The organism is Streptantibioticus parmotrematis, from assembly GCF_019890615.1.
In the GTDB taxonomy this organism is placed as follows: domain Bacteria; phylum Actinomycetota; class Actinomycetes; order Streptomycetales; family Streptomycetaceae; genus Streptantibioticus_D; species Streptantibioticus_D parmotrematis.
Genome location: NZ_JAINVZ010000005.1, coordinates 279,838 through 305,125, shown reverse-complemented (window position 1 = coordinate 305,125; position 25,288 = coordinate 279,838). Strand labels below are relative to the sequence as shown.

Annotated in this window: 20 protein-coding genes; 8 read left to right on the top strand and 12 right to left on the bottom strand. The window is 75.0% G+C overall.

What is annotated here, in order from left to right:
• Nucleotides 1–27: 27 nt before the first annotated feature.
• From K7472_RS10755 to K7472_RS10710, 10 genes are all read right to left on the bottom strand, one after another.
• Nucleotides 28–750, bottom strand: a complete 723-nt coding sequence (locus K7472_RS10755; RefSeq protein WP_222976583.1) for a 4'-phosphopantetheinyl transferase family protein — start codon at nucleotides 748–750, stop codon at nucleotides 28–30.
• Entirely contained in the window at nucleotides 747–3,965 is a 3,219-nt protein-coding gene (locus K7472_RS10750) for a S41 family peptidase (protein ID WP_222976581.1), read from the bottom strand. The genes K7472_RS10755 and K7472_RS10750 overlap by 4 nt, the downstream gene beginning before the upstream one ends.
• Nucleotides 3,962–4,552 (bottom strand): GNAT family N-acetyltransferase, encoded by a 591-nt coding sequence (locus K7472_RS10745; RefSeq protein ID WP_222976579.1) that lies wholly within the window; start codon nucleotides 4,550–4,552, stop codon nucleotides 3,962–3,964. The genes K7472_RS10750 and K7472_RS10745 overlap by 4 nt, the downstream gene beginning before the upstream one ends.
• Entirely contained in the window at nucleotides 4,552–4,992 is a 441-nt protein-coding gene (locus K7472_RS10740) for a hypothetical protein (protein WP_222976577.1), read from the bottom strand. The genes K7472_RS10745 and K7472_RS10740 overlap by 1 nt, the downstream gene beginning before the upstream one ends.
• The gene (locus tag K7472_RS10735; protein ID WP_222976575.1) at nucleotides 4,985–5,446 is read right to left on the bottom strand and encodes a GNAT family N-acetyltransferase; all 462 of its coding nucleotides are present in this window, start codon (nucleotides 5,444–5,446) and stop codon (nucleotides 4,985–4,987) included. Before K7472_RS10735 ends, K7472_RS10740 begins: the two co-directional genes overlap by 8 nt.
• Nucleotides 5,443–5,979, bottom strand: a complete 537-nt coding sequence (locus K7472_RS10730; RefSeq protein ID WP_222976573.1) for a hypothetical protein — start codon at nucleotides 5,977–5,979, stop codon at nucleotides 5,443–5,445. Before K7472_RS10730 ends, K7472_RS10735 begins: the two co-directional genes overlap by 4 nt.
• On the bottom strand, nucleotides 5,976–7,181 hold the full coding sequence (locus tag K7472_RS10725) for an acyl-CoA dehydrogenase family protein (protein WP_222976571.1): 1,206 nt from the start codon (nucleotides 7,179–7,181) through the stop codon (nucleotides 5,976–5,978). The genes K7472_RS10730 and K7472_RS10725 overlap by 4 nt, the downstream gene beginning before the upstream one ends.
• Before the next feature lie 26 nt (nucleotides 7,182–7,207).
• Nucleotides 7,208–7,864 carry an acyl-CoA dehydrogenase family protein gene (locus tag K7472_RS10720; RefSeq protein WP_222976569.1) on the bottom strand — a complete coding sequence of 219 codons (657 nt, stop codon included), beginning with the start codon at nucleotides 7,862–7,864 and terminating at the stop codon, nucleotides 7,208–7,210.
• A 46-nt stretch (nucleotides 7,865–7,910) separates the two neighbouring features.
• Complete coding sequence (locus tag K7472_RS10715; RefSeq protein ID WP_222976567.1) at nucleotides 7,911–8,177, bottom strand: acyl carrier protein; 267 nt, start codon at nucleotides 8,175–8,177, stop codon at nucleotides 7,911–7,913.
• A 90-nt stretch (nucleotides 8,178–8,267) separates the two neighbouring features.
• Nucleotides 8,268–8,561: a hypothetical protein gene (locus K7472_RS10710; protein WP_222976565.1), complete on the bottom strand. Its 294-nt coding sequence runs from the start codon at nucleotides 8,559–8,561 to the stop codon at nucleotides 8,268–8,270.
• Nucleotides 8,562–8,807: 246 nt separating this feature from the next.
• Here K7472_RS10710 and K7472_RS33220 point away from each other — a divergent pair, with 246 nt between their 5' ends.
• Nucleotides 8,808–10,496 carry a condensation domain-containing protein gene (locus tag K7472_RS33220; protein ID WP_222976563.1) on the top strand — a complete coding sequence of 563 codons (1,689 nt, stop codon included), beginning with the start codon at nucleotides 8,808–8,810 and terminating at the stop codon, nucleotides 10,494–10,496.
• An 80-nt stretch (nucleotides 10,497–10,576) separates the two neighbouring features.
• Here the strand turns inward: K7472_RS33220 and K7472_RS10700 are convergent, their stop codons facing one another.
• On the bottom strand, nucleotides 10,577–11,626 hold the full coding sequence (locus tag K7472_RS10700) for a helix-turn-helix transcriptional regulator (RefSeq protein WP_222976561.1): 1,050 nt from the start codon (nucleotides 11,624–11,626) through the stop codon (nucleotides 10,577–10,579).
• A gap of 365 nt (nucleotides 11,627–11,991) precedes the next feature.
• Between K7472_RS10700 and K7472_RS10695 the strand changes: the two genes are divergently transcribed.
• The 7 genes from K7472_RS10695 (at nucleotide 11,992) to K7472_RS10665 (ending at nucleotide 23,694) form a co-directional block, all read left to right on the top strand.
• Nucleotides 11,992–12,258 carry a phosphopantetheine-binding protein gene (locus tag K7472_RS10695; RefSeq protein ID WP_252395382.1) on the top strand — a complete coding sequence of 89 codons (267 nt, stop codon included), beginning with the start codon at nucleotides 11,992–11,994 and terminating at the stop codon, nucleotides 12,256–12,258.
• Nucleotides 12,251–13,933: an acyl-CoA ligase (AMP-forming), exosortase A system-associated gene (locus K7472_RS10690; RefSeq protein WP_222976559.1), complete on the top strand. Its 1,683-nt coding sequence runs from the start codon at nucleotides 12,251–12,253 to the stop codon at nucleotides 13,931–13,933. The genes K7472_RS10695 and K7472_RS10690 overlap by 8 nt, the downstream gene beginning before the upstream one ends.
• Complete coding sequence (locus tag K7472_RS10685) at nucleotides 13,933–15,243, top strand: pyridoxal-dependent decarboxylase, exosortase A system-associated (protein WP_222976557.1); 1,311 nt, start codon at nucleotides 13,933–13,935, stop codon at nucleotides 15,241–15,243. Before K7472_RS10690 ends, K7472_RS10685 begins: the two co-directional genes overlap by 1 nt.
• Before the next feature lie 126 nt (nucleotides 15,244–15,369).
• Entirely contained in the window at nucleotides 15,370–18,150 is a 2,781-nt protein-coding gene (locus K7472_RS10680; RefSeq protein WP_222976555.1) for an AfsR/SARP family transcriptional regulator, read from the top strand.
• Nucleotides 18,147–19,082 carry an ABC transporter ATP-binding protein gene (locus tag K7472_RS10675; RefSeq protein ID WP_252395381.1) on the top strand — a complete coding sequence of 312 codons (936 nt, stop codon included), beginning with the start codon at nucleotides 18,147–18,149 and terminating at the stop codon, nucleotides 19,080–19,082. The genes K7472_RS10680 and K7472_RS10675 overlap by 4 nt, the downstream gene beginning before the upstream one ends.
• Entirely contained in the window at nucleotides 19,072–19,827 is a 756-nt protein-coding gene (locus K7472_RS10670) for an ABC transporter permease (RefSeq protein WP_222976553.1), read from the top strand. Before K7472_RS10675 ends, K7472_RS10670 begins: the two co-directional genes overlap by 11 nt.
• A gap of 30 nt (nucleotides 19,828–19,857) precedes the next feature.
• A complete protein-coding gene (locus K7472_RS10665; protein ID WP_308013846.1) occupies nucleotides 19,858–23,694 on the top strand; it encodes a beta-ketoacyl synthase N-terminal-like domain-containing protein in 3,837 nt (1,278 codons plus the stop codon).
• Nucleotides 23,695–23,743: 49 nt separating this feature from the next.
• Here the strand turns inward: K7472_RS10665 and K7472_RS10660 are convergent, their stop codons facing one another.
• Nucleotides 23,744–25,288 (bottom strand): AMP-binding protein, encoded by a 1,545-nt coding sequence (locus tag K7472_RS10660; RefSeq protein ID WP_222976548.1) that lies wholly within the window; start codon nucleotides 25,286–25,288, stop codon nucleotides 23,744–23,746.

Here is a 25,288-nt window from a genome sequence, read left to right as displayed (position 1 = left end):
CTACCGGGCGCGGGCGTCCGCGCGCCTTCATGCCCAGGGCAGGCCCGACGGGCTGATCGACGTGACCGGGTGCGTGGTCGCCAGGGCCGCCGTGTGTCCGGGCGGTGCGGGCAGGGGGCGCAGGTGGACGGGGTCGCGGGGCCAGGCGGGGACGGCGGGGGCGTGCGCGGTGGGGCCGGTGACGTCGATGCGGGACGGGGGCGCGGCCAGGCCGTGGCCGGTGAGTTTCATCGCGGCCTCCTTGCGGGTCCACGCGGTCAGGAACGCCTGCGGCCTGCGGTGGGCGGGCAGCGCCGCGAAGTCGCGGGCCTCGGCGGCGGTGAGGGTGTGCGCGGCCAGCGCGGTGGGGTTCTGGCCGGGGTCGAGCCGGTCGATGTCGACGCCTACGCGTCCGTCGCCCACGACCGCCATCACCAGCCATTCGCGGGCGTGCGAGACGGAGTAGTCGAGCGTGGAGCCCGTCCAGCGCGGGCGGCCGTGTCCGGCCCCGCAGTGTTCGCACCGGCGGCCGATGCGTATCTCGGCGGGCGGCACGCCCAGGTAGCCCGATCCGATCAGGCGCTGGACCGCGCGCGAGGTGAGGTGGGTCGCGGCGGCCGGGCCGTCGCCGAGGGTGTCGAGACGGGCGCGTTCGGCGGCGGTCAGCACGTCGAGCCATTCGGGGCGGTGGCGCACCGGGAGCGTCCACACGTGGCACTCCCCCGGGCGCGGGCGCGCCAGCGGCGGCGCGGGGGCCGTGGTCGGCGTCATCCGGGGCTGCCCACGGTGAGGGGGACCGCCGCCGGTTCGTCGCGGGTGGCGAGGACACCGAGCAAGTGGGCGACCGCTGCGGCGAGTTGGGGGTCCTCGCCGGGACCGGACCGCACTGGAGGGACGTCGACCTCGATGTCGGGCTCGACGCCACGGTTCTCCAGGCCCGCGCCGACGTCACGGAAGGAGTAGCAGAACTCCGGCTGGGTGGTGACCGTGCCGTCGACGAGTTCGTGCCGTGGCCAGGTGGCGATCGTGCCGCCCCAGGTGCGGGTCCCGACGAGCGCGCCGAGGCGGCGGGCGCGGAAGGCGTGGGCGAAGATCTCGCCGTCGGACCCGGTCTGGTCGTTGACGAGTACGGCCATCGGTCCGCGCGGCGACTCCAGCGGGTAGGGCAGCGCGCCGCTCCAGCGGCCGTGCTCCTCGCCGACGCGGCGCCGGGCGAGCCGGTCGAGCAGCAGCGGGGAGACGTGCCCGCCGCCGTTGAACCGCACGTCGACCACCAGTCCCTCGCGGTCGAGTCCGGCGAGGAACTGCCGTACGAAGTCGGCGTATCCGGTGCGGAACATGTCGGGCACGTGGAGGTAGCCGAGCCGTCCGTGCGAGGCGTCGTGGACGTGGGCGGCGTTGGCGGCGAGCCAGTCGAGATAGCGGGCGCGGGCCTCGTCGCGGGCGGCCCGGACCACGATCCGGCGCGGGGCCGCGCCGTCGCGCCGTACCGTCAGCTCCACCTCACGGTCGGCGAGACCGGTGAGCAGCTCGCCGGGGCCCGCGGCGCCGACCGGGCGGCCGTCGACCGCGACGATGCGGTCGCCGGGCAGCACGCACACGCCCGGACGGTCCAACGGGGAGGTGGCCCGGGGGTCCCACGGGTCACCGCGCAGGACGCGGGCGACGCGCCAGTGGTCGTCCGCGTCCTGCGCCGGGTCCCAGTCCACGCCGAGGAAGCCCTGCTGGTGGCCTTCGGGCAGCCCGTAGTCGCCGCCGCGTTCGTAGGCGTGCGAGGTGGCGAGTTCGCCCTGCATCTCCCAGAGCAGGTCGGACAGTTCGGAGCGGGTGGCCACCAGGTCGAGCACCGGCAGGTAGCGGTCGTGCACGGCCGGCCAGTCGACGCCGGACATGGCCGCGTTCCAGAAGCCCTCGCGCTGGAGCCGCCACGCCTCCCGGAACATCTGCCGCCACTCGGCGGCCGGGCGGAACGGCACGGTGACCCGCTCCAGGTCGATCCAGCCGGTCTGGCGTCCGGGCGGCGCCTGCGGGTGGTCGTACTCGGCCAGCGCCTCGGCGGGTGCCCCGGCGCGGACCACGCGCAGCCGGTGGTCGTGACGGTAGAGCAGCAGCTCGCCGTCCGGGTCGGTGCTCAACTCGTCGACCGGGCCCAGGTATTCGTCGGTCACCTCGCCGGTGTCGAGTTCCACCGTCGCCACGGTGCCCTCGGGGACGGCGCGCGGTCTGGCCGGGTCCGGCGCGGCGACCGGCACGGTCAGCAGCAGGACGGATTCGGGCAGTCCGACGACGGCGGCGTAGCGGCCCTCGCGGACCGGAAACGGCACCACGCGGCGTTCGATGCCCTCGGCGTCGATCTCCACCTGGACGCGGCCGTCCGGCCCCGGTTCGCGCTCGGGGCCGAACGCGCCGGTGAACGGCGGGGGTTCGTCCGCGCGCAGGGTGATGGCGTACGGGCGGGCGCCGAACGGGAAGCCCACCTCGAACTCGACCTGGTCGTGCTCGGGGGTCAGGTCGCGCTGTCCGACGAAGTACAGGTAGCGGCCGGCCGGGTCGAAGGCGGGCAGGGTGTCGCGCAGGACCGGTGCGGTGACGGGGAAGGTGCGGCCCGTGGCGGCTTCCGCGACCTTGATGGCGGTGGTGCGGGCGGTGCCGGGGAAGGCGTAGGCGAGCCAGCGGCCGTCCGGGGACCAGGCGAGGTCCTCGATGCGTTCGTGGGCGCTGGCGTCCAGCAGCCGGGGCGTGCGCCAGCCGTCGGCGCGGTCGCTGCCCGCGTCGTCGGCGTCGACCAGCCACAACTGCTGGCGGCTGGTGGTGAAGGCGATGCGCCCGCCGACGGGTGCGGCGGCCAGCGCGGTGACGACGCCGTGCCCGCCGAGCGGAAGCACGGCCACTTCGGCGCCGCCCTCGGCGGACAGCAGCGCCAGTCGCTCGTCCGGGCCTTCGTCCGCGGCGACGGCGACCAGGCGACGGGCGTCGGACAGCCATTCCAGCAGCCGGTAGCGGGTGCCCTCCGCGACACCGTGCCGCCGCACCGGGCCGGACCACGGCGCCATGGTGAACGCCTTGCCGCGCGCCACGACCGCGAGCCGGTCGGCGTCGGGGCTCAGGCGCGCGTGGTCGAGGAAGCCCGCGGCGGTGACGATCCTGCGGCGGTGCTGCGCGCCGGAGACCGCGAGGCGCACCGGGACGCGGCGCGGGGTGCCGAGCGCCGGGTCGAGCAGGTGGAGGGCGCCGGCGCACTGGTAGACGAGCCGTCTGCCGTCGGTGGACAGCGCGCGCACGTAGGCGTCGCCGTGGTCGGTGTGGCGGACGAGGTCGGTGCCGTCGGAGCGGCAGGAGTACACCTCGCCGTTGCCCTCGTGGTCGCCGGTGAAGTGGATCCGGTCGCCCACCCAGCAGGGATCGGCCGGGTTGCCGCCGGGCAGCGGCAGGCGTTCGAAGACTCCGCTGCCCGCCGTGTCGGTCCACAACTGGCCTGCCGCGCCGCCGAGATAGCGCTTGCGGCGGGCCGGGTCGGCCATGCTGCGGCCCAACACCACGCCGCCGCCCGGGCCGAACGACAGTGCCGCGCCCGGGCCTTCGTACAGCAGTCGGGGCGGTCCTCCGTCCGGGGCGACCGCGAAGAGCCGGTGGCCGAAGCCCTCGGGCTGCCCGGCAGTGCTCGCGTAGACGATCTCGCCGGTGACCGGGTGCCATCCGGTGACCGCGCAGCGGGCCGCCTGGTGGGTGAGCCGCCGCGCGGGGCCGCCCGCGAGCGGGACCACGTACACCTCGTGCGGGCCCTCGCGGGTGCCGACGTAGGCGATCAGGGTGCCGTCCAGGGAGAGCCTCGGGTGGCTGACGGGGACGCCGTCGGCGGTCAGGCGGCTCGCGGCGCCGCCGTCGGCGGACACCGTCCACAGGTCGTCCTCGCAGCAGAAGACGACGGTGTCGCCCCGCAGGGTGGGGTGGCGCAGGTAGCCGCCGGACGCGGCGGGCCCGGTCATGACGCGGACGCCTTCGCCGACGTGGCCCGGATGCGCTCGGCGATCTCGCGGCGACGCTCGTCGAGGGCGTCCAGGGTGCGCTGCGCCTCCTCCTGGGTCTCGGTCCAGTAGCAGGCGGTGCGCCACTCCCCCACGGTGTACGAGTCGTAGGCGCAGCGCACGCGGCGGCGGTCGGTGAGGTCGCCGGCGGAGACCAGCATGGTGTTGTGCTCCAGCACCTGGTTGATGACGACGCGCATGTTGAGTTCGCGGCGGATGTGGGTGTGGGCGGCGATGACCGCCTTGGCGCCGAACGCGCCGCGGTAGCGCGGCAGGACGCCGAAGGACAGCTCGCAGGTCTGGGCGCGCCAGTCGATGGAGGTGATCCAGGCGAACCCGACCGTCTCGCCGCCGGGGGCGCACAGGGTGAGGATGCGCTTGGTGTCGTGCTCCTCCGCGATGGTCCGAAACTGACCTGCCGTCAGGTCGTCGTCGGAGCTGACGACGGCGAAGTCGGTGAGGTTCGCCTGGAAGCGGGACTCGCGCAGCAGTGCGATGCGGGTCGGCACGTCGTCCTCGGTGAAGTGCCTGACGGTGACGAACGACATCAGTCCTCCCGTGCCGCGTAGTAGACCGCGACGTCGCCGTACCGGCCGGAGCGGTAGGCGTGGTCGGGCAGGGTGCCGGAGCGGACGAAGCCGCCGGCCTCGAACCCGGCGGTGACCGGGGATCCCTCGGGCAGCAGCGCCACGTAGGAGGTGTGGCGTCGGTAGGCGGCGAGGTAGCCGAGGAAGGCGCGCAGCGCCGTGGGATCGGCCTCGGTGGCGGCCACGAACGCCTGGCGCGGCTGGTGCGGGTTGGGCGCGTGGCCGTACAGCGCGTCACCGACCTGGTGCACCGAGATCTGACGCAGCGTCATCTCCTTAACCAGCAGGGCGCCGTTCTGCGTGACGGGGTCGAGGCCGAGGAAGCCGCGGGCGGCGGCCGGGTCGGTCGCCGCCAGCAACCGGGCGGCCTGCGGCAGGCTCAGCCGTGCGATGTCAGCCATGGTGGACCCTCCCCCAGATCTGCCGGGTCGCCGGGCGCCCGTCGAGCCAGAGCGCCTGCGGGAGTTCGGCCTCCAGGCGCAGCCCGGCGTGCTCCAGCAGTCCGGTGCGGTCCTCGGCGTACGGGGTCACCCAGCCGTAGACGCGGTGCAGGTTGAGCGTGCGGAAGCCGTGGACGAGGGCGGCGTGCAGCAGTTCGGCGGCGGAGTCGGTGGCGTCCGGCCGTACGCCGATCTCCAGCCGGGCGCGGCGGTTGACCCAGTCCAGCTCGGTGTAGCGCACGCAGCCGGCCTCCGGCGCCACGCACAGGTCGACGGAGGTGTCGGCGGGCGGTGCGAAGCGGGCCTCGGGGGCCAGGGCGGGGCGGCCGGGGGCGGGCAGGCCCAGCAGTTCGCCGGGCAGCCACGGGCCGCTCAGCAGCGGCAGGTCGTCGCCGCGGTATCCACGCAGTCTCATGACGGCTCCCAGATCCGCGAGAAGAAGACGTACCCGGCGCGCTCGCCGTCGTGGACGACGAGGTGGGCGAGGGTGCCTTCCTCGGTGAGGCCGAAGGTGCGGGCGGCGTCGAGTCCGCGGGCGTCGAACTGCCCCACGCGCAGCTCCAGTCGCACCAGTTCGCGGTGGAACAGCTCACCCGCGACGATCGCCTCGAACGCGGAGGTCCACGCGGTCAGCGGCAGCCGCGCGGTCAGGCGCAGGTGGAGCAGGTCGTGTCCGGCGTGGTCGCCGCCCATCTCCTCGAAGGCGTAGAGGCCCACCACCTCGCCGCCGTCCAGCAGCACGTGGGTGCGGTCCTCGGCGATCAGCTCCAGCACCTGCCACTCGGGCAGCAGGTCCGGCTGATGGGTGCGGAAGTGGAAGTCCGGCTCGGTGAACAGGGCGAGCAGCGCGGCGTGGTCCTCGTCGCGCGGCGGGCGGGCCGCCCAGGAGTGCGGCCACGACTCGCGCGCCTCGACCCGGCGGCACGAGGGTGCGGCGGCGGCGGTCATGCCGCCCCCTGAGGTGCCGTCACGCGGTCGGCGGTCGGGGTCGTCACGCGGCCGGCCGACGGCCGTGGTGCCGTCGCGCGGGTGGCGACGTCGTGGGTGATGTGGAGGCGCTGGATGTTGCTGGTGCCGTCCATGAACTCGAACGCGGCGACGTCACGACACCACTTCTCCAGCAGTGGGTGCTCCAGCATCGCGCCGGGCCCGAGGGCGTGCGCGGCCCAGCGGGTGGTGCGCACCGCGAGGTCGGTGATGTGCAGCTTGGCGACGGACGGCGGGCGCCGGGCGTCGGGGTCGTGGTCGACCTGGACGGCTGCGTCGTGGAGCAGGGCGAGCGCCGCATCCAGTCGGGCGGAGACCCGTTCGTGGCCGCTCCACCCGGGGCGCTCCTCGCGCACGAGGTCGCGGGCGGCGAGGGCGACGCCCAGGGCCATGGAGGCGATCTGGGTGCGCATGACGTTGAAGGTGCGGCCGATGCCCCACAGGCCGCGCCGGGAGGCGGGCAGGTGGGCGCCGAGCACGTCCTCGCGGGGCACCCGTACCCCGTTCAGGTCGATCGCGCAGATCCGGGCGCCGCGCAGCCCGATCATGTCCAGCGGCGTGGCCTCGTACCCCGCGGCGGGTATGCGGACGACGGCGCCGCGGACGGACAGCGCGGTGCGGCCGGTGCGGGCGAAGACCACGCCGATCCGGCCGCGTGAGGCGTTGCCGACGTAGCGCTTGGCGCCGGTCAGCAGCATGCCGTCGGCCGGGTCGGGGGCCGCCTCCAGCCGGGTCTCCATAGCGGTGGCGTCGCTGCCGCGGTCCGGTTCCGTCATGCCGAAGAAGGTCCAGGTGCGGCCGTCGGCGATGGCGTCGTAGAACGCCTCCTGCTGCGCCTCGCTGCCGAGCGCGTCGACGGCCACTCCGGCCAGCGACGGGCCGGTGTTGGCGCAGATCAACCCGGCGTCGCCACGGGCGAGTTCGACCCCGGCGATCACCCGGGCCAGACAGCTGCCGGAGTATCCGCCGTCGTCCACCGAGCCGTCGGCCCGGAAGCGCTTGGGCGTGCTGGCCACCCGGATCAGGGTGAGCGTGGGCGAGTCGAGGTGGCGTTCGACGTCGGCGGGGTCGGCGTCGACGGCCAGGGCCCGGGTGCGCAGGTCGCGCGCCGCCTCGCGGCACATGCCCCGCAACTCCCGCAAAGGGGCGTCGAGCTCGGTCATCGGTGCTCCTCGCAGTACGGTGCCGGTCACGGGGTGCCTCCCGGCGCGGCCACCCAGCAGTCGGCCAGCAGGCGGGAGACGTGGGCCGTGCGGGCCGGGCCGTCGGCCAGATAGCCGCTGGCGCCGAGCAGTTTGGTGGTCTCCCAGTCGAGTTCCGTGAGCCGTTCGTGGGTGTCGGCCACCGCGTCCGGCACGCTCGCGCCGGTCAGCAGGGCGTGGCGGGCGGCCTCGACACCGGTCATCACGTCGGCGACGGTGCCCAGGACGAGTTGCTTGCGCAGCGTCGGTTCGCCGCCGACGGTGCGGCCGGACAGGTGGGTGACGGCGTGTTCGAGCAGTCGCCGGGTCGCGCCGAGCCGGACCGCGCCGAGCAGCACGGCGAACTCCGTCGTCGTGTCGTCCGACGCGCCGTCGTGATGCGGTCGTTCGGTCTCGTGGCCGGGCCGGACGTGATGGGGTCGTTCCGCCTCGCGGCCGGGCCAGACGAAGCAGCCGATGCCCTCGCGCTCGGCGAGCCGGTTGCGCACCGCCGCGGCGCCGGGCGGGACCCGGTCGGCGGGCAGCGCGGCGACGCGGCCCGGGGGGCTGAAGCCGTCCCGCGCGGCGGCGAGCGCCTGCGTCAGACCGGCCGCGAGTCCTTCCGCGTGGGCGGTCGTCTCGCATCGTGCGATCGTGTCGCGCATGGTCGGTTCCGTCCTTGGTGAGGGAGCGTGACGCGGTCCCGGCGCCTCAGGCGGAGGCGTGGGCCGGGTCCAGCCGGGTCCTGATGTAGTCGGCGAGGGAGCCGGCGTCGCGGAACACCTCGGGTTCGAGGGATTCCGGGTCCACTTCCAGGCCGATCGTGTCCTCGAGGCTCATGAGGAGTTCGATGAAACGCATGGAGTCCAGCCCCAGGTCCTCCAGGATCCGCGTTTCCGCATTGAACTCCGGCAGCGGCCGGTCCAGCACCACGGAAAGCGAGTTCCGCAGGTGCTCGATGACTTCCGCGCGTTCCATCGGATGGTCCTTCCTGGTGAATTCCGGATTTCGGCGTGGCGCCGGCCGCGTTTTTCCGCGTGCGCGGTCCGGCGCCACACCGACGGTGAATCAGGCGACCTTCGAGGCGACCTTGGACGCGCTCTTGGCGGCGACCTTCGACGCGACCTTGGAGGCCGACTTGGCGGCGACCTTGGAGGCCACCTTCGACGCGGCCTTGGAGGCAGCCTTGGACGCGGCCTTCGACGCGACCTTGCTGGCCTCCTTCACGGCCACCTTGGACGCCACCTTGCTGGCGGCCTTGCTCGCGGCCTTCGAGGCCACCTTCGAGGCGGACTTGCTCGCCGACTTGGCGGCGACCTTGGACGCGATCTTGCTGGCTTCCTTGGCGGCGATCTTCGACATGAACCACTCCTGGTCATCGAAAGATGTCCCGAACTCCGGCCGGAGTCGCGGGAGTCGGACCCGAATTTCTCCGACACCAGGAGATTCACGGATCGGGGAATGCCGCGTCAACCCGGTGCGCGGTTTTACGGAGCCCTTCCCGGTGTCAGCTTTTGACCGCCCGGATTGTGCCATCGCGCAACGCTGCGCCTTTTTCCGTTCCGGCGGGATGCTCGTACCTGACCGCGGACCGGAGGGAGGGGCGGGATGCCCGAGGTGAGGAGTTCCGAGCTGTGCTGGGGGCAGCGCTACCACTGGCTGCGCTACCACCAGGTGCCGCCCGGGGCCCGGCACGACGCGCACATCGTCGCCAACTGCCCGTTGCCGGAGGGGCTGTCGCTGTCCCGGCTGCGGGCGGTCCTGGACCACCTGGTGCTGCGGCACGAGACGCTGCGCACGGTCTACGACGCCGACGCGCTGCCCTGGCCGCGCCAACGGGTGCAGCCGCCGGGCCCGTTGCCACTGCGGGTGGCGAGCACCGATGCGGACGGCACCGCCGGGCCCGCCGCGGTGGTGGCCGAGCTGGCCGGCACCGAGTTCGACATGGCGACCGAGTGGCCGATGCGGGCGTGCGCGGTGACGACCGGGGGCGTGCCGGTGCGGCTGGTCGTGGTCTTCAACCACGTCGCGTTCGACGACGGCAGCCTGGAGGTCTTCAAGGGCGAGTTCGAGGAGCTGCTGACCGCCGCCGTCGCGGGCCGTCCCGCGCGACTGCCCGCGGTCGCCCACCAGCCCACGGACCTCGCGGCCCTGGAGGCGGCTCGCCCGGCGGCGGAACGCGAAGCGGCGCTGCGGCACTGGCGCGAGGAGGCCGCCCGGGTCCCGGCCGACCAGTTCGCCCGCCGCCGTGTTCCTCGCGGCGCGGGAGAGCGGCCCACTGCTTCCGGTGGGCCTGCGCAGTCGTGCGGGCCCGCGGAGCCCGGTGGGCAGGTGGATTCCGGCGGGCCGGTGGCGTACGGCGTCTCGCTGACCTCGCCCGAACTGCTGCCCGTGGTACGGGAGATCGCCGCGCGGCATGCCGTGTGGCCGTCCGCGGTGCACCTGGCGGCGTACGCGGTCACCATGGCGGCGTACTGCGGCGAGGAGCGGATCGCGCTGCGCCAGCTGACCAGCCATCGCGGCGCCGGGCCCAGGACGTCGGCGCTGACCTGCATGTTCTCCCCCGCGCTCGTGTGCGTCGACCTGGGCGGCACGCCGCGCTTCTCCGAGGTGGTGCGCCGGGTCGCCGAACGGGCCCGCCTCGCCCAGCAGCACGCCTACGCCGCGTACGACGAGGTGATCGAGGCGCTGGCCCTGGAGGGTGAGCGGCGCGGCCGTACGCTGCGGGCGGCACCCGAGGTCAACTTCCTCACGCACGCCGGACGTTCGTGCGGCAGCCGCAGGGAGCGGCTGGTGCGCAACGCGGAACCGGTGGCGTGGGCGCGGTCGGCGACCGACGCGTACCTGCGCGTCCACGAGTGGGACGACGGCGTGACCGTGGCGCTGGACTGCCTGGCCGAGGTGATGGAGGCGTCCGACGCCGAACGCTTCCTGCGCGGCTACGCGCGGCTGCTCCAGGCGCACCGGGACGGGACGGCGGACCTCGACTTCGCCGCGATGACGGCGCTGCCCGGGTTCCCGCCCGTACCGGATCGTGGCGGGGCGCCGGCCGATCCCCCCGAGCGCCCGGACGACCCCGCCTCCCTGACCGCGCTCACCGGTGTCGTCGCCCGGGTCAACGGACTGGCGTCGGTGGACGCGGGACGCGGATACACCGGAGCGGGCGGCCGGGTGCTGCGGCTGCCGCGGGTGGCGGCGGAACTGCGTGCCGCGGGCTGGACGGGACTGGAGGTGTCCGACTTCACCGGTGCCCGGCCGCTGGCGGCGCTGGCCCGGCGGATGGTCCCGGTGGGATGAGCCGGTCCCGGGACGACGGCGAGAGGGTGCCGGGCGGCTCGCCCGGCACCCTCTCGCCGTGTCCCGCGCGCCGGAGCGCCTCAGGCCACCACCGCCACCAGCCGCTGCGCCGCCTGCACGCCGGCCTGGAAGCGGCTGACGGAGTCGAGGTTGCGCAGCAGCGCCGCGATGTGGCGGCGGCAGGTGCGCACCGACATGCCCAGCCGCCGGGCCACCACCTCGTCGGTCAGCCCCTGTGCCATCAGCCGGGCGATCGACTGCTGGACGTCGTCGGCGATGCCCTCGTCGTACCCGTGCTCCTCGGCGCTGAACGGGGTCGCGCCCTCCCACAGCAGCTCGAAGACGTCCATCACGAAGGCCACCACACCGGGGTCGGTCACCTGACGGGCGGTCGGCACCCCGTCGTCCTCCGGCAGCGTGACCAGCACCGCGAGGGAGCGGTCGAAGACCACGGCGGTCTGCGGCACGCGTTGCAGGGTGCGCACCCACGCGCCGCTCTCGGCGGTCCGCTTCACGCGGGCCCGCGAGCCGAAGTCGGCCCGGTCGCGGTGCGGCGCGACGACCCGTACGCCCACCCTGGGGTCCAGCGAGCCGTGGCAGGCGTCGAACAACTCGTCCACCACCGGGTCGTCCCCGTGTCCAGGGCGCAGCATCGCGGCCTCGGTGCGGCAGGCTCCGGCGGCCAGCTTCAGCATGCCGCGGATCTCGGCCACCCCCTCGACGGCGTCGGCCGCGCCGGGCGCGCCCTCGGGCGTTCCCGCGATGGACGCGATCCGGTCCCGCAGCCGGTCGGCGAGTTCGCGCTGCTGGAAGATGGCCCGTTCGATCGGGGAGACCAGCAGGGCCGCGGCCGAGCGCGAGTCCAGCGGGAGCAGCACCCCGCCGTCGTCCTGGCCCTCCTGGGTGCGCAGCAGATGGAGCTCGACCAGCCGGGTGGCCGCGCAGAAGACCTCCGGCACGGTCAGGCCCAACTCCTCGGCCACGATGCCGAAAGCGGCGGTGTCCAGTGCTCCCCGCCGGGCCGCGTACCGGTAGACGGCGGCGACGGGTCCGTCGTCCGGGCCGCCGTCGATCGTCGCCGCCCCGAAGTCCCGTGCCTCCTGCGGCACCGGCGCGCTCGCGCTGGTCATGGGCTGCCTCCCCTGTGGAATACCAAGCTGCCGTGGTGCGAACACGGCCCATCGTGCTGGGGCCCGCCATCACCGCGAGCCCGTCGCGCTGTCCGGTCCGACGGCCCGGTGGCCGCGCCGCTATCGATGCGCTATCGACGGGCCCCGCTCGCGTCCCGGTGGAGCGGCCGGAAGCGACCGGGCGGCCGGTGCGGACGGCCCGGCCGGGGCAGGGCGATGGCGTGACGATGGTGCGTTGAGAGCGCGAGGTTGTGAATTCGTAGCCGACAGCGAGCCGTTCCGGAAGGACTCGGGACGGCCGGTGCGACGGTCGCCCCCGGTGGCCGGTTCGCGCCGACCCGACGCGACGGACAGGGACTCACGAGATGACCATGGACATACCGCGCTCCTTCCAGGACGCCCTGCTGCCCCATCTGCCGTACGCCGAGGGGGGCGAGCTGCGGGCGGACGACGACCTGGCCGCCCTGGGCCTGGACTCGATGGGCGTCGTGCAGTTGCTCGCCGACCTGGAGGACGGTTTCGGGGTGGAGCTGTCGGACGAGTTGCTGACCGAGGAGACCTTCTCCACCGTGGGCGCGCTGTGGGCGGCGGTCGAGGAGTTCGTGACGCCGCAGGTGGCCCTGAATGACTGACGTGGTGGTCGGCGCCCCGCCGAGCGCAGGGGCGAGCGCCGCGGGCAGCGACCTGACCCGCGATCCCGGCCCGGCGCGGGAGGCGCTCGCCCCCAGGGTGGACCGGCTGGTGCTGCGCGGCGCCCCGGACCGGCCCGCGCTCACCTTCAGGTCCCGGACCGTGGGCTACGCGGCGCTGGCCGAGGAGGTGGCCGCGGCGGCGACCGGGCTGCACCGGCTCGGGGTGCGGCGCGGCGACCGGATCGCGGTCTACGCGGAGAAACGCGTCGAGACCGTCGTCGCGATGCTCGCCGCCTCGGCGGCCGGTGCAGTCTTCGTTCCCGTCAACCCGCTGTTCAAGGCACGGCAGTTGGCACACGTGACGGCGGACTGCGCGGCCGTCACGGTGGTGACCACGGCGGAGCGGTACGAGACCGTGCGCGCCGCGCTGCCCGCCACGACGTCGGTACGGGACGTGGTGGTCGCCGGTGACACCGGCACGGTGGCCTCGGCGGGCCTGCCGTGGCGGACGGTCGGCTGGGAGACGCTGACCGGCGGCGGCTGCGGCCCGGTGCCCGGGGCGGAGGCGGTGGTCGACGCGGATCTGGCGGCCGTCTTCTACACCTCCGGCAGCACCGGCGCGCCCAAGGGCGTGATGCTCTCGCACCGCAACCTGGTCGCGGGGGCCGACAGCGTGGCGGGCTATCTGGGGCACACCGCGGACGACACGATCCTGGCCGCGTTGCCGCTCAGCTTCGACGCCGGTTTCAGCCAGTTGACGACGGCGCTGGCGGCGGGCGCCCACGTGGTGCTCACCAACTACCTGGTACCGGCCGACGTGGTGCGGTTGTGCGCACGCCATCAGGTGACGGGGCTGACCTGCGTGCCGCCGCTGTGGATGCAGTTGGCCGGCCAGCAGTGGCCGGCGGAGGCGGCCGCGCGGCTGCGGTACTTCGCCAACACCGGGGGCCGCATGCCGGGGGCCACCCTGGAGCGGTTGCGGGAGCTGTTCCCGAAGGCGGCGCCGTATCTGATGTACGGGCTGACGGAGGCGTTCCGCTCCACCTATCTCGACCCGGGTCAGGTCGACCGCAGGCCGGATTCGATCGGCCGGGCGATCCCGAACGCGGAGGTGCTGGTGGTCCGCCCCGACGGCACCCCGTGCGGGCCGGGCGAGCACGGTGAGCTGGTGCACCGCGGGGCGCTGGTGTCGCTGGGGTACTGGAACGACCCGGAGCGCACGGCCGAGCGCTTCCGCCCGGTCCCGGCCGCCGCGGAGCACCGCCCGCCGGGCGTGGACGCGGCGTGGGGCGGGTCGCCGCGCGAGATCGCGGTGTGGTCGGGGGACACCGTCTACCGCGACGAGGAGGGTTACCTGTACTTCGTCGGGCGCTCCGACGAGATGATCAAGTCCTCCGGCTACCGGATCAGCCCCACCGACGTCGAGGAGGCGGTGTACGCCACCGGTCTGGTGACGGAGGCGGTGGCGCTGGGCCTGCCGGACGAACGGCTCGGCCAGCACGTCGTCCTGGTGGTGTCCGGTCCCTGCGACACCGCGACGCTGCAACGGGCGCTCGCCGCCGACCTGCCCGCGTTCATGCTGCCGCGGCGCACGGTGGTGCTGGACCGGCTGCCGCGGTCGGTGAACGGCAAGTTCGACCGGGCCGGGCTGCGCCGGACGCTGGAGGAGGGCTGATGCCGGACACGGGAGGAAGCCTGATGGCGGCGCGTGCGACTAGCGTCGCGGGCGTCGTGGCCCCGGTCACCGGGACGGCGTTCCCGCACCCCGATCCCACCGCGTTCCCCTTCGACGGCGACACGCTCACGATCGGTGGTGTGCGGGCCGATCTGCTGGCGGCGCGCGCCGGGTCCACCCCGTTCTTCGTCTACGACCGCACGCTGGTCTCCCGCCGGGTGGCGCGGGTGCGGGCGGGGCTGCCGGAGGGCGTGGAGCTGAGTTACGCGGTGAAGGCCAATCCCCTGCCCGCCCTGCTGGCGCATCTGGCCGGGCTGATGGACGGCCTGGACGTGGCGTCCGGCGGCGAGTTGCTGCGGGCGCTCGACACCACCGTGCCCGCCTCCCGCATCAGCTTCGCCGGACCCGGCAAGACGACCGGTGAGCTGACACAGGCGATCGCGGCGGGCGTCACCGTCGAGCTGGAGTCGGCCCTGGAGCTGGAACGGGTACGGGAGGTGGCGGGACGGCTCGGCGTACGGGCCCGGGTCGCGCTGCGCGTCAACCCGCCGTTCGCGGTGCGGGGTTCGGGGATGCGGCTGGGCGGCGGACCGCAGCAGTTCGGCGTGGACTCCGAGCAGGTGCCCGAACTACTGGGCCGGATCCCCACCGCCGAGGTGGACTTCCTGGGCTTCCACGTCTTCGCCGGCTCCCAGAACCTCGACGCCGACAGCATCCGCGCCGCCCAGCGGGCCACCGTCGAACTGGTGCTGAAGCTGGCCGGGTTCGCGCCCGCCCCGGTGCGCTACCTCAACCTCGGCGGCGGCTTCGGCATCCCCTACGCGCGCCGCGACCGGGCGCTGGACCTGGCGCCGATCGGCGAGAACCTGGCCGAACTGCTGGAGACCTCGATCCGCCCGCGCCTGCCGCAAGCCCGCGTGGTGATCGAACTCGGCCGCCATCTCGTCGGCGAGGCGGGCGTGTACCTGACCCGCGTCGTGGACCGCAAGGAGTCGCGCGGCACCACGTTCCTCGTGGTCGACGGCGGACTGCACCACCAGCTCGCCGCCACCGGCAACTTCGGTAGCGCCATCCGCCGCAACTACCCGATGGCCGTCGCCCACCGCGCACCGGGCGCGCCACCCGAGACCGAGACGGTCGACGTCGTCGGCTGCCTGTGCACCCCGCTGGACCTGCTGGGCAAGGCGGTCGAGCTGCCGTCCGCGCGGGTCGGCGACCTCATCGCGGTCTTCCAGGCCGGGGCGTACGGGCTCACTGCCAGCCCGACCGCGTTCCTCGGCCATCCCGCACCCCGCGAACTCCTGGTCTGACGCGGGCACGGCGGCCCCTGACGCCGCCCGCCCGCATCCGTTGAACACGCCTGCCCCGCACCGCACCCTCTCCCCGCCCGTGAACGCGGCGTCCCCCGGCACGACACAGCAGGAAGGTGAACGCACATGGCGACCCACACCGCACCGCCCCCCGGGGGCCCCGGCGCGCCCGCGGGCGAAGGGAACGGCGACGCGGAGCGCACCGCTTCCCCGGACCCCGCCTTCCCGGACCCGGCCTCCTCCGGCCCGGCTTCTCCCGACGCCACGCGAAGAACCCCTCCGGGTGCGGATCCCGAACGGACCGGCGGCCTCCCGCTGTTCCGCGTGCTCGGGGCGCTGGAGGTACGCGGGCCGAGACCGGTGGCCGTGACCGCCCGCCGCCAGCAGATCGTGCTCGCGCTGCTGCTGCTCGGCGACAACCACCCGGTGCCGCTGGAGACGATGGTGCACGCGGTGTGGGGCAGCACTCCCCCGACCACCGCCCGGGCGCAGATCCAGACAGCCGTCTCCGCGCTGCGGCGCGGTCTGGAGCGGGCCGGGCTCGGTCATCGCATCCGCATGCAGGGGCTCGGCTACACCATCGACCTGGCCCACGGGGAGCTGGACCTGCACCACTTCGACGACCTGGTGGCACGAGGCCGCCAGGCGCTGGCCGACGGGCGTGCGGCCGGTGCCAGGGCCGCGTTCCGCGAGGCGCTGGCGCTGTGGAGCGGCGAGCCGCTGTCGGGAGCGGACAGCGACGTCGTGCAGGCCAAGCTGGTCGGGGCCGCCGAGCGCCGCTTCGAGGTGCTGGAGGAGTGCCTGGACGCGGAACTGCGGCTCGGGCTCCACCACGAGGTGCTGGGCGAGATCAAGGCCCTGGTCTCGGAGTTCCCGTTGCGTGAGCGTCCGGCCGGGCAGTTGATGCTGGCGCTGTACCGGTGCGGGCGGCAGGCGGAGGCGCTCGCCGCGTACCGCACGGTGCGCCGGACGTTCGTGGAGGAGCTGGGGCTCGAACCCTCGCCCGCGCTGCACCGGTTGCACCTGGCGATCCTCAACGGCTCCGCCGATCTCGAACCGGCCGCGGCGCCCGCCGCCCCCACGGCCCTGGCGCCGATGCCGGTGCCGCGCATGCTGCCGGGACGGGTCGCGCACTTCACCGGTGACCACGCCGCGTTGGAGCGGCTGTGCCGCAGCCTCGCGGGCACGGTCACCGGGGACCCGGCGGGCCACGTGGAGTCCGGAGAGCCGATGCAGGTCGCCGTGGTGAGCGGCCGGGCCGGGGTGGGCAAGTCGGTGTTCGCGGCCGAGACCGCGCACGAACTGGCCGCCGCCTTCCCCGACGGCCAGCTGTACGCGGAGCTGCCGCACGGGGCGACCGGTCCCGAGCCGGTCGCGGAGGTGCTGGAGCGGTTCCTGCGGGCGCTGGGCTTCACGGCCGCCGCGATCCCCGAGGGCCTGGACAGCAGGGCGGCGCTCTACCGCAGCGCCATCGCCAAGCGCCGCACCCTGATCGTGGTCGAGAACGTGGCCGACGCGGGTCAGCTGCGGGCGCTGGTGCCGGGCACGCCCACCTGCCGCCTGCTGGTGACCAGCCGCGCCAGGCTGTCGGGTCCCTCGGGCACCGCCGTGGTCGAGTTGGACGTGCCCAGCGCCCACGAGGGCGTGGAGATGCTGGCCGCGATGGCGGGCGCGGAACGGATCGCGGCCGAGCCGAGCGAGGCGATCGACCTGGTCGAGCTGTGCGACGGGCTGCCGCTGGCGCTGCGCATCGCGGCGGCGCGGCTGTCGGCACGGCCGCACTGGAGCGTGGGCCGGCTGACCGACCGGCTGCGCGACGAGGCGCGGCGCCTGGACGAACTGTCCTGCGAGGGCTTGGACATCCGCGCCACCCTCGCTGCCGCCCACGACCGGCTGCCGTCCCTGGCACGGGTGTTGTTCGCCCGGCTCAGCGGGCTTCCCGAGGCGGACTTCGCCGCGTGGACGGCCGCACCGCTGCTGGACGTCGACCCGGCCACCGCCTGCGACGTGCTGGAGGCGCTGGTGGACGCCCGGCTGGTGGACGTGGCCGACGGCGAGCGGGGTCCCGCGCGCTACCGACTGCGCGGCCTGGTACGGCTGTTCGCGGCCGAACGCCTGGCGGAGCAGGCGCGCGAGGCGTGGCCCGAGGCAAGGCGGCGGATGCTCGGCGCCTGGCTGACGCTGGCGGACGAGGCGGTGCTGCGGCTGGGCGGCGTCCCGCTCGCCGAGCACGGCGACCCGACCCGCTCACGCCTGGAGCGTTCGGTGGTCGACGAGGTCGCCACCGATCCCGCGGGCTGGTACGTACAGGAGCGCAAGGCGCTGACCGGCGCGGTACGCGAGGCCGCCGAGGCGGGCGAGACCGCGCACTGCTGGCACCTGGCGCTCGCCATCGGGGCGCTCGCGGAACCCCAACACCGCTGGGAGGACTGGCGGGAGAGCCACGCCACCGCGCTGTGGGCGGTCCGCCGCACCCGTGACCGGCTGGGCGAGGCGGCGCTGCTGCACTCGCTGGGCGTCCTCGACCTCAACGAGCGGCGCTGGGACCAGGCGACCGCCCGGCTGCGCGCGGCGCTCGCCGCCTTCGAGCAACTGGGCACGGCGCACTGGCAGTCGCTCGCGTCGGCGGCCCTGGAACGCCTGGCCCGGGAACGCGGACGGCGCACCGCCCGCCGTCCGGCCGTCCCCGGCGGGACTCCCGTGAGCCCGGCCGCCGTGCCCGGCCGCTGGTCGGGGCCCGCGCGGCAGAGCCGTTACGGACTGGCCGGCGCGACCCCGCAGGCCTTCGACACCGCGCACGGCGACCGCCAGGGCGCGGCCGAACGACGCGCCCCCGTCCGCCACATCCACCGCCCGGCCGGGAACGCCCCGAGCCGGCACCGCATCGAGTCCCGGGAGGACCGTTGACCATCTCACCGACCGCCGCCGCGGGCGCCCGGCGGGCGACCCAGGCGCCGCCAGAACCGGAACGGGACCACGTGCCCGACGCCTTCGGCCCCGCCGTGCTGGAGGTGCGCGGCCTGCACAAGCGCTACGGGGACGTGCGCGCCCTGGACGGCTTCGAACTGACCGTGCGCGCCGGGGAGATCGTCGGGCTGGTGGGCCACAACGGCGCCGGCAAGACGACGTTCGTGGAGGTCGTCTCGGGTCTGATCCGGCAGGACTCCGGCACCGCCACGGTCAGCGGCCGCGAACCGGCCAGGGCCCGCGAACTGATCGGCATCTCCCCGCAGCACATCGCCCTGTACCCGCCGGTCACGGTCCGCGAGCACCTGCGGCTCTTCGGTGGTCTGTCGGGGCTGCGCAAGGCGCGGCTGGGCGAGGAGGTCGGGGAGCTGGCGGCGGCGCTGCGGCTGACCGAGTTCCTCGACCGCCCGGTCGGGGTGCTCTCCGGCGGGCAGCAGCGGCGGGCGCAGGCCGCGGTGGCCCTGATCCACCGCCCGAAGCTCCTGCTGCTCGACGAGCCGACCGCGGGCGCCGACCCCGAGACCCGTCAGGCACTGCTGGACACCGTCAGGCAGCGCGCGTCCGAGGGCGCCGCCGTCGTCTACACCACGCACTACCTGACCGAACTCACCGAACTCCAGGCCACGATCGCGGTGGCCCGGCGCGGCCGGGTGATCGCCCGGGGCACCAGCGCGGAGCTGCTGGAGGGCCTGCCCGGTGAGGTGCGGGTCTCCTTCGACGACGACAGCCACGTGCGGGTCTCCACCACCGATCCGACCGCCGCCCTGGCCAGGCTGCTGGCCGAGGCGACCCGCCCGGTGAGCAACGTGGACGTGCGCAACCCCGACCTGGACGACCTCTACCGAGCCCTGGCGGTCACCGATGGCGACTGAATCCCTGCGCCGCACCGGCCTGTTGATCCGGCACAACGCCCTGCTGCGGCTGCGCGACCCGGGCCAGATGATCAGCTACATCGTGATGCCGATGCTGCTGATGGTGGTCTTCAAACCGCTGTACATGAAGTCGCTGGACACCGGCACCCTCCAGGCGGTCACCGGGCCGCTGGTGATGTTCTCGGTGTTCGCGCTCGCCATCGTCGGCAACTCCATCATGGTCGAGCGCGAGTGGCGCACCTGGGACCGGCTGCGCGCCAGCCGGGCGGCCCGCGCCGAACTGCTGCTGGGCAAGACGGTGCCCGCGCTGGTCATCCTGGTGCTCCAGCAGACGGTGCTGCTGTGCTTCGGCTGCCTGGTGATCGGCATGGCCGTGCCCGTCGATGCGGGCCTGCTCCTGCTGGCCATCGCGATCTGGGGCGTCACCCTCCTGTCGCTCGGCGCGGCGCTGGCCACGCTGGTGCGCAGCCGGGGTGACCTGGGCATGGTGACGGACCTGGGCGCGATGCTGGTGAGCGCGATCGGCGGGGCGCTGGTGCCGGTGAGCCTGATGCCGCAGTGGGCCCGGGACATCGCGCCCTGCTCACCGGGCTACTGGGCGATGTCGATGCTGCACGCGGCCATCGCCGACGACGCCGGCGCGATGCTGCGTCCCGCGCTGGTGTGCCTGGCCATCGCGCTGGCCGGCGGCGCCGTGGCCACGTACCGGCTGGCCCGCGGCTGGGGCCGCAGCCACCTGCTGTGAGCGAGAGAGCGAGAGGACCTCATGGACAGCGTGCCTGAGCCCCACGGGGGCATCGGCGGGGAACCGGACCTCGCGTCGCGTTACGAGTCGGCGGTGGCGATCGTCGGGATGTCCGGCCGCTTCCCGGGCGCCGGGGACGTGGACGGCCTGTGGCGCAACCTGCTCGACGGGGTGCCGGGGCTGCGGGAGATCACGGACGCGGAGCTGGACGCGGCGGGTGTCGACCCCGCGCGCCGCGCCGACCCCCACTACGTGCGGGTGGGCGGGCCGGTCGAGGGGCTGGAGCTCTTCGACGCGGCGGCGTTCGGCTTCTCACCGCGCGAAGCGGAGACGATGGAGCCGCAGCACCGGCTCTTCCTGGAGTGCTGCTGGGAGGCGCTGGAGGCCGCGGGCTATCCGCCGGTCGGGCCGCCCGGCCAGGTCGGGGTGTTCGGCGGCAGCGCCTTCCCCGACTACCTTCTGTCGAACGCCGCGCACGTGGCGGACGAGCCGGGCGGCGGGATGCTGCTGGCGGTGGGCGACGAGCGCGACTCGCTGACCTCGCTGGTGGCGTACAAGCTGGGGCTGCGCGGGCCGAGCCTGAGCGTGCAGACGTTCTGCTCGACGTCGCTGGTCGCGGTGCACCTGGCCGTGCAGAGCCTGCTGACGTTCGAGTGCGACATGGCGCTGGCGGGCGGGGCGTGCCTGCCGCTGCCGCAGCCCGCCGGGTACCTGCACCACGAGGGCGGGATCACCTCGCCGACCGGGCGCGTGCGGACCTTCGACGCGGCGGCCGACGGCACGGTGACCGGTTCCGGGGTCGGTGTGGTGGCGCTGAAGCGGATGGCGGACGCGCTCGCCGACGGTGACGTGGTGCACGCGGTCGTCATCGGGTCCGCGGTCACCAACGACGGCGCGCAGCGGGCGGGTTACGCGGCGCCGGGCGTGGACGGGCAGGCGGCGGTCATCGAGACCGCGCTCGCCGTCGCCGACGTCAAGCCGGAGTCCGTGGGCTACGTGGAGTGCCACGCCAACGGCACGCCGCTGGGCGACTCCATCGAGGTGGCCGCGCTCGCCCGGGTCTTCCAGCGCGCGGGGCAGCGCCCTTGCGTGCTCAGCTCGGTCAAGCCCCAGGTCGGTCACCTCGACCGGGCCGCCGGGGTCACCGGGCTGATGCGGGCGGCGCTGAACGTACGCCATCACGTGCTGCCCTCGACGGCGGGCTACGAGCGGCCCAACCCCGTTCTGGCCTCCGCCGCCGACCGGTTCACGGTGCTGACCGCCGACCGGCCCTGGCCGCAGGGACCGGAGCCGCGCCGCGCCGGGGTGAGCGCGTTCGGCCTGGGCGGCACCAACGCGCACGTCGTCATCGAGGAGGCACCGCCGCGTGCCGAACGTCCGCCACGGCCCGGACCGCACCTGCTGGCCTTCTCCGCCGCCGAGCCCGGAACGCTGGACGCGGTGGCGGAACGCCTGGCGGCGCACCTGGAGCGCCGGGAGCCGACCGGTACCGCCGCCTGCCCGTCGGGCGCGCCGGACGACCTGGCCGACGTGGCCTACACCCTCCAGGTGTCCCGCGGCCACTTCGCGGCGCGGCGGTTCGTGGTCTGCCGGGACCGGGCGGACGCGGTGGCGGCGCTGCGCGATCCGTCGCGCTGGATCGACGGGATGACGTCCCGTCAGGACCCGTCGGTGGCCCTGGTCGCGGGCGCGGAGGTGCCGCAGGGGTGGTGGGCGTCGCTCGGCGAGGCGGCGGCCCGGTCGCTGCCCGGCGCGGCGGTGCGGGGTGCGGACCCCGACGCGGTGCTCGGCGCCCTGGCCCAGGGCTTGCGGGAGTTGGGCGTGCGGGTGGCCGACGCGGCGCAGGCGGTCGGCGACGACGCGCTGACCGTGACGGTGGCGCCGGACGACTCGGGCGCCCGCGGTGACGACGCGGCGGCGTGGCTGGTCGCCCTCATCGGTAGGGTGTGGCTGGCCGGGGCTCGGGTGGACTGGGGCGCGCTGCACGGCGGTCTCGGCCGTCGCGTGACCCTGCCGACCTATCCCTTCCGCCGGGCCCGGCACTGGCTGACACCGCGCCCCTCCGCGTCCGCCGCGCCGGTCGCGGAGGGCCGGTACACGGACCCCGGACACTGGACACACGTGCCGGTCTGGCGGCAACTACCGCCGGAGCACGGCGACTTGGACGCCCGGCTGCGGGCCGCCGGTCCGTGGCTGGTGCTGGCCGCCGAGGAACGCGGCGAGGCGCTGGCCGGGCGGCTGCTGCGGGCGGGCGCGGAGGTGGTGACCGTGCGCGCCGGATCGGCGTTCGGCGTCGGAGCGGCGGGCGAGGTCACCGTGCGCCCGGACTCGGCCGACGATCTGGCGCGGGCGCTGGGCGAGTCGGTGGTGGCACCGCGCACCGTGGTGCACGCCTTCGCCCTGGCCACGCCCGTCGGCGAGGGCGCGGAGCACTTCGCCGCCGAGCGGTCGCGGGGCACGCGGTCGGCGTCGGCGCTGGCCGAGGCGCTCGCCCGCGACCCCGAACTGCCGCCGACGCGATTGGTGTTGCTCACGGCGGGCGCGACCGCGGTGTCCGGCACGGACCTGCGGCACCCGGAGCACGCCGGACTCGCAGGTCTCGCCCCCGTACTGGCGCAGGAGCACGCCGCGCTCGACTGCCGTCACGTCGACCTCGACCCGCGCAGCGAGTCGGACGCGCCGGAAGGCCGGGCGGCGCGCGCTGCGGCCGGGCAGGCGGCGGGCTGGGCGCTCGCCGCGGTGGTGCGCGCCCAGGCGGGCCCGGTCGCGGTGCGCGGCGGCGCGCTGTGGGAGCCGCGTTACGAGCGGTGGGCGGCGGACACGACGGCCCTGCCCGCACTGCGCGCCGGGGACCGCGTGCTGGTCACCGGTGGCCTGGAGGGCGCGGGGCTCGCGGTCGCACGGCACCTGGCCGAGGCGTACGGATGCCGTCTGGTCCTCACCACGGCCGTGCCGCTGCCCCCGCCGGGACGACGCGATCCGTCCGGCGCCGACGAGGCGTCGCGGTGCGCGCGCGAGGTGCTGGACCTGGAGCGCCGGGGTGCCGCCGCCGTGCTCGCGAGGACCGCCGACCCCGCGGACGCGGACGCGCTGCGCGCCGTGGTGGACGCGGCCCGCGACCGGTTCGGTGGCCTGGACGCCGTCGTGCACGCGGCGACGGCGGACGGCCCCGAGGCGTGGGAGGCCGCGCGGGTGGGCGGCTTCCACGCGCTTCAGGAGGCGCTCGAGGACGAGGCGTTCGGCTTCCGGATCGCCTTCTCCTCCCTGGCGTCCATCCTGGGCGGCCCGGGGCAGGGCGTGCAAGCGGTCTGCGGTGCGGCGCTCGACGCGTTCGCCCAGCGGGCCCGGCTGCTCGGCGCGGGCGGGTGGACGGTGATCGACTGGGACGCCTGGAGCGGCGACGGTGACGGCCGCGCCGGGGCGGAGTACGACATCGTCCCGCACGACGGCGCCGTGGTCTTCGACCGGATCGCGGCCGAACGGGAGCGTCTGGCGCGGGTCGTGGTCTCCACCGGTCCGCTGGAGCCGCGACTGACCCGCTGGGTGACCGGCAGCGCCGGGCCCGAGGAGCCGGACACGCCGCGCCACCCGCGGCGTGAGCTGTCCGTGCCCTACGAGGAGCCCGCCCCGGGCACCGAACGGGTGCTGGCGCAGGCCTGGGCGGCGGCGCTCGGGCTGGACCGGGTGGGCGCGCTGGACGACTTCCTGGAGCTGGGCGGTCATTCGCTGCTCGCGGTCCAGCTGGTCGCCCGGATCCGGTCGGCCCTGCCGGCGGCCGAGGTGTCGGCGGCCACGCTGGTGCGGCATCCGACCGTGCGGTCGCTGGCCGCGGAGCTGGACGGCGGCGCTGCCGGGGGCGGCGGCTGAGGCGGGCGCCCGGACGGGCGCGTTACCGGGCCGCTCGCGTCCCGGCCGGTCACGCGGTGACCGGTCCGGCGGCGCGGGCGGCCAGCGCCTTGCGGTCGATCTTGCGGTTGGGGTTGAGCGGGAAGTCCTCGACCTCCACGAAGCGGCGCGGGACGAGCGCCTTGGGCAGGATGTCGGCGAGTTGCGCGGCCAGGGCGGCGGCGGTCCTGGAGGTGCCCTGCCAGTAGGCGACGAGTTCGCCGTCGACGGCGACCACCACGGCGTCGTTCACGCCCTCGACCTCGCGCAGTGCCCATTCGACCTCGGCGAGTTCCACGCGTACGCCGTGGATCTGCACCTGGTGGTCGCGCCGCCCCAGGTAGACGAGTTCGTCGCCGTCGGCCCAGCGCACCAGGTCGCCGGTGCGGTACCAGCAGTTGCCGCCCCAGCTGACGAACCGGCCCTCGTCGTCGGCCGGGTCGAGGTAGCCGGGGAACATCTGGTGGCCGGTGACGCACAGTTCGCCCGCCCCGGTCGCCTCGTCCACGTCCAGCAGGATGGAGCTCATCCCCGGATGCAGCGCGCCGATCGGCACGACCCCGTTGACCGCGCGGGCGGGCGAGGTGTCGGGGTCCCAGCGGTGCACGCTGCACGAGATGGTCAGTTCGGTGGGCCCGTAGAGGTTCTCCACGACGGAGTGAGGCGCCGCGCGCTGCCAGTCGGCCGCGTCGCGGTCGAGCAGCGGCTCGCCGCAGAACAGGCTCCAGCGCAGGGTGGGCATCGCGTCCTCGTCCAGTCCTCTGCGGCGGGCCAGCGCGATCAGGCTGGGCGCGGAGAACCACACGGTGACGCCCTGCTCGGTCAGGAACCGCTCCAGACCGGCGTACGCGGCCTGCGGGACGCTGACCACGGTGCCGCCGCTCCCCCACCCGGCGAACAGGTCGAACATCGCCAGGTCGAAGGTGAGGTCGAAGGTCTGCGAGAACACGTCGTCGGGCCCGAAGCCGTAGCGGTCGTGGACGAAGCGCAAGTAGGCGTCGACGTTGCGGTGGAGCACCGGCACGCCCTTGGGCCGCCCGGTGGAGCCGGAGGTGAACAGGATGTACGCGATCTCGTCCGGGTCGGCGGGGTGCGGCGCGGCGGCCGGGGTGTCCGCGGGGGCGTCCACGACCGGGACGCCGGCCAGGGCATGGGCGAGGTCCGGCAGCCGGGCCGCGCCGTCGTCGTCCACGATGACCACGTCCACCCCGGCGGCCTCGACCATCGCCGCGGTCCTGGCGGGCGGGAAGGCGGGGTTGAGCGGGACGACGGCGGCACCGGCGAAAGTGGCGGCGAGCAGGCCCGTGTAGGCGCGCACGCTGCGGGCGGCGAGCAGGCCGACGCGCCGCGGCCGGCCGCGCACGGCACCGGTCAGCGCGCCCGCCAACGCCAGTGCCTCATCATGAACTTGACGGTAGGTCAGGTGGTGGTTGCCGACGCGGAGTGCTTCGGCGTCCGGGTCGACGGCCATGCCGCGTGCGAACCAGGCGCCGAGGCTGTGGCCGGTCGGGTGCGGCGGGGCTCCGGGTGCTCCGGTGGCCTCGTCGGTCCGGTCGCGCAGGGCGGTGGGTGTCAT

Bases quoted from the DNA above. Each gene is read 5' to 3' on its own strand.
- K7472_RS10755 (WP_222976583.1), bottom strand. From the start codon at position 750: ATGACGCCGACCACGGCCCCCGCGCCGCCGCTGGCGCGCCCGCGCCCG.
- K7472_RS10750 (WP_222976581.1), bottom strand. From the start codon at position 3,965: ATGACCGGGCCCGCCGCGTCCGGCGGCTACCTGCGCCACCCCACCCTG.
- K7472_RS10745 (WP_222976579.1), bottom strand. From the start codon at position 4,552: ATGTCGTTCGTCACCGTCAGGCACTTCACCGAGGACGACGTGCCGACC.
- K7472_RS10740 (WP_222976577.1), bottom strand. From the start codon at position 4,992: ATGGCTGACATCGCACGGCTGAGCCTGCCGCAGGCCGCCCGGTTGCTG.
- K7472_RS10735 (WP_222976575.1), bottom strand. From the start codon at position 5,446: ATGAGACTGCGTGGATACCGCGGCGACGACCTGCCGCTGCTGAGCGGC.
- K7472_RS10730 (WP_222976573.1), bottom strand. From the start codon at position 5,979: ATGACCGCCGCCGCCGCACCCTCGTGCCGCCGGGTCGAGGCGCGCGAG.
- K7472_RS10725 (WP_222976571.1), bottom strand. From the start codon at position 7,181: ATGACCGAGCTCGACGCCCCTTTGCGGGAGTTGCGGGGCATGTGCCGC.
- K7472_RS10720 (WP_222976569.1), bottom strand. From the start codon at position 7,864: ATGCGCGACACGATCGCACGATGCGAGACGACCGCCCACGCGGAAGGA.
- K7472_RS10715 (WP_222976567.1), bottom strand. From the start codon at position 8,177: ATGGAACGCGCGGAAGTCATCGAGCACCTGCGGAACTCGCTTTCCGTG.
- K7472_RS10710 (WP_222976565.1), bottom strand. From the start codon at position 8,561: ATGTCGAAGATCGCCGCCAAGGAAGCCAGCAAGATCGCGTCCAAGGTC.
- K7472_RS33220 (WP_222976563.1), top strand. From the start codon at position 8,808: ATGCCCGAGGTGAGGAGTTCCGAGCTGTGCTGGGGGCAGCGCTACCAC.
- K7472_RS10700 (WP_222976561.1), bottom strand. From the start codon at position 11,626: ATGACCAGCGCGAGCGCGCCGGTGCCGCAGGAGGCACGGGACTTCGGG.
- K7472_RS10695 (WP_252395382.1), top strand. From the start codon at position 11,992: ATGACCATGGACATACCGCGCTCCTTCCAGGACGCCCTGCTGCCCCAT.
- K7472_RS10690 (WP_222976559.1), top strand. From the start codon at position 12,251: ATGACTGACGTGGTGGTCGGCGCCCCGCCGAGCGCAGGGGCGAGCGCC.
- K7472_RS10685 (WP_222976557.1), top strand. From the start codon at position 13,933: ATGCCGGACACGGGAGGAAGCCTGATGGCGGCGCGTGCGACTAGCGTC.
- K7472_RS10680 (WP_222976555.1), top strand. From the start codon at position 15,370: ATGGCGACCCACACCGCACCGCCCCCCGGGGGCCCCGGCGCGCCCGCG.
- K7472_RS10670 (WP_222976553.1), top strand. From the start codon at position 19,072: ATGGCGACTGAATCCCTGCGCCGCACCGGCCTGTTGATCCGGCACAAC.
- K7472_RS10660 (WP_222976548.1), bottom strand. From the start codon at position 25,288: ATGACACCCACCGCCCTGCGCGACCGGACCGACGAGGCCACCGGAGCA.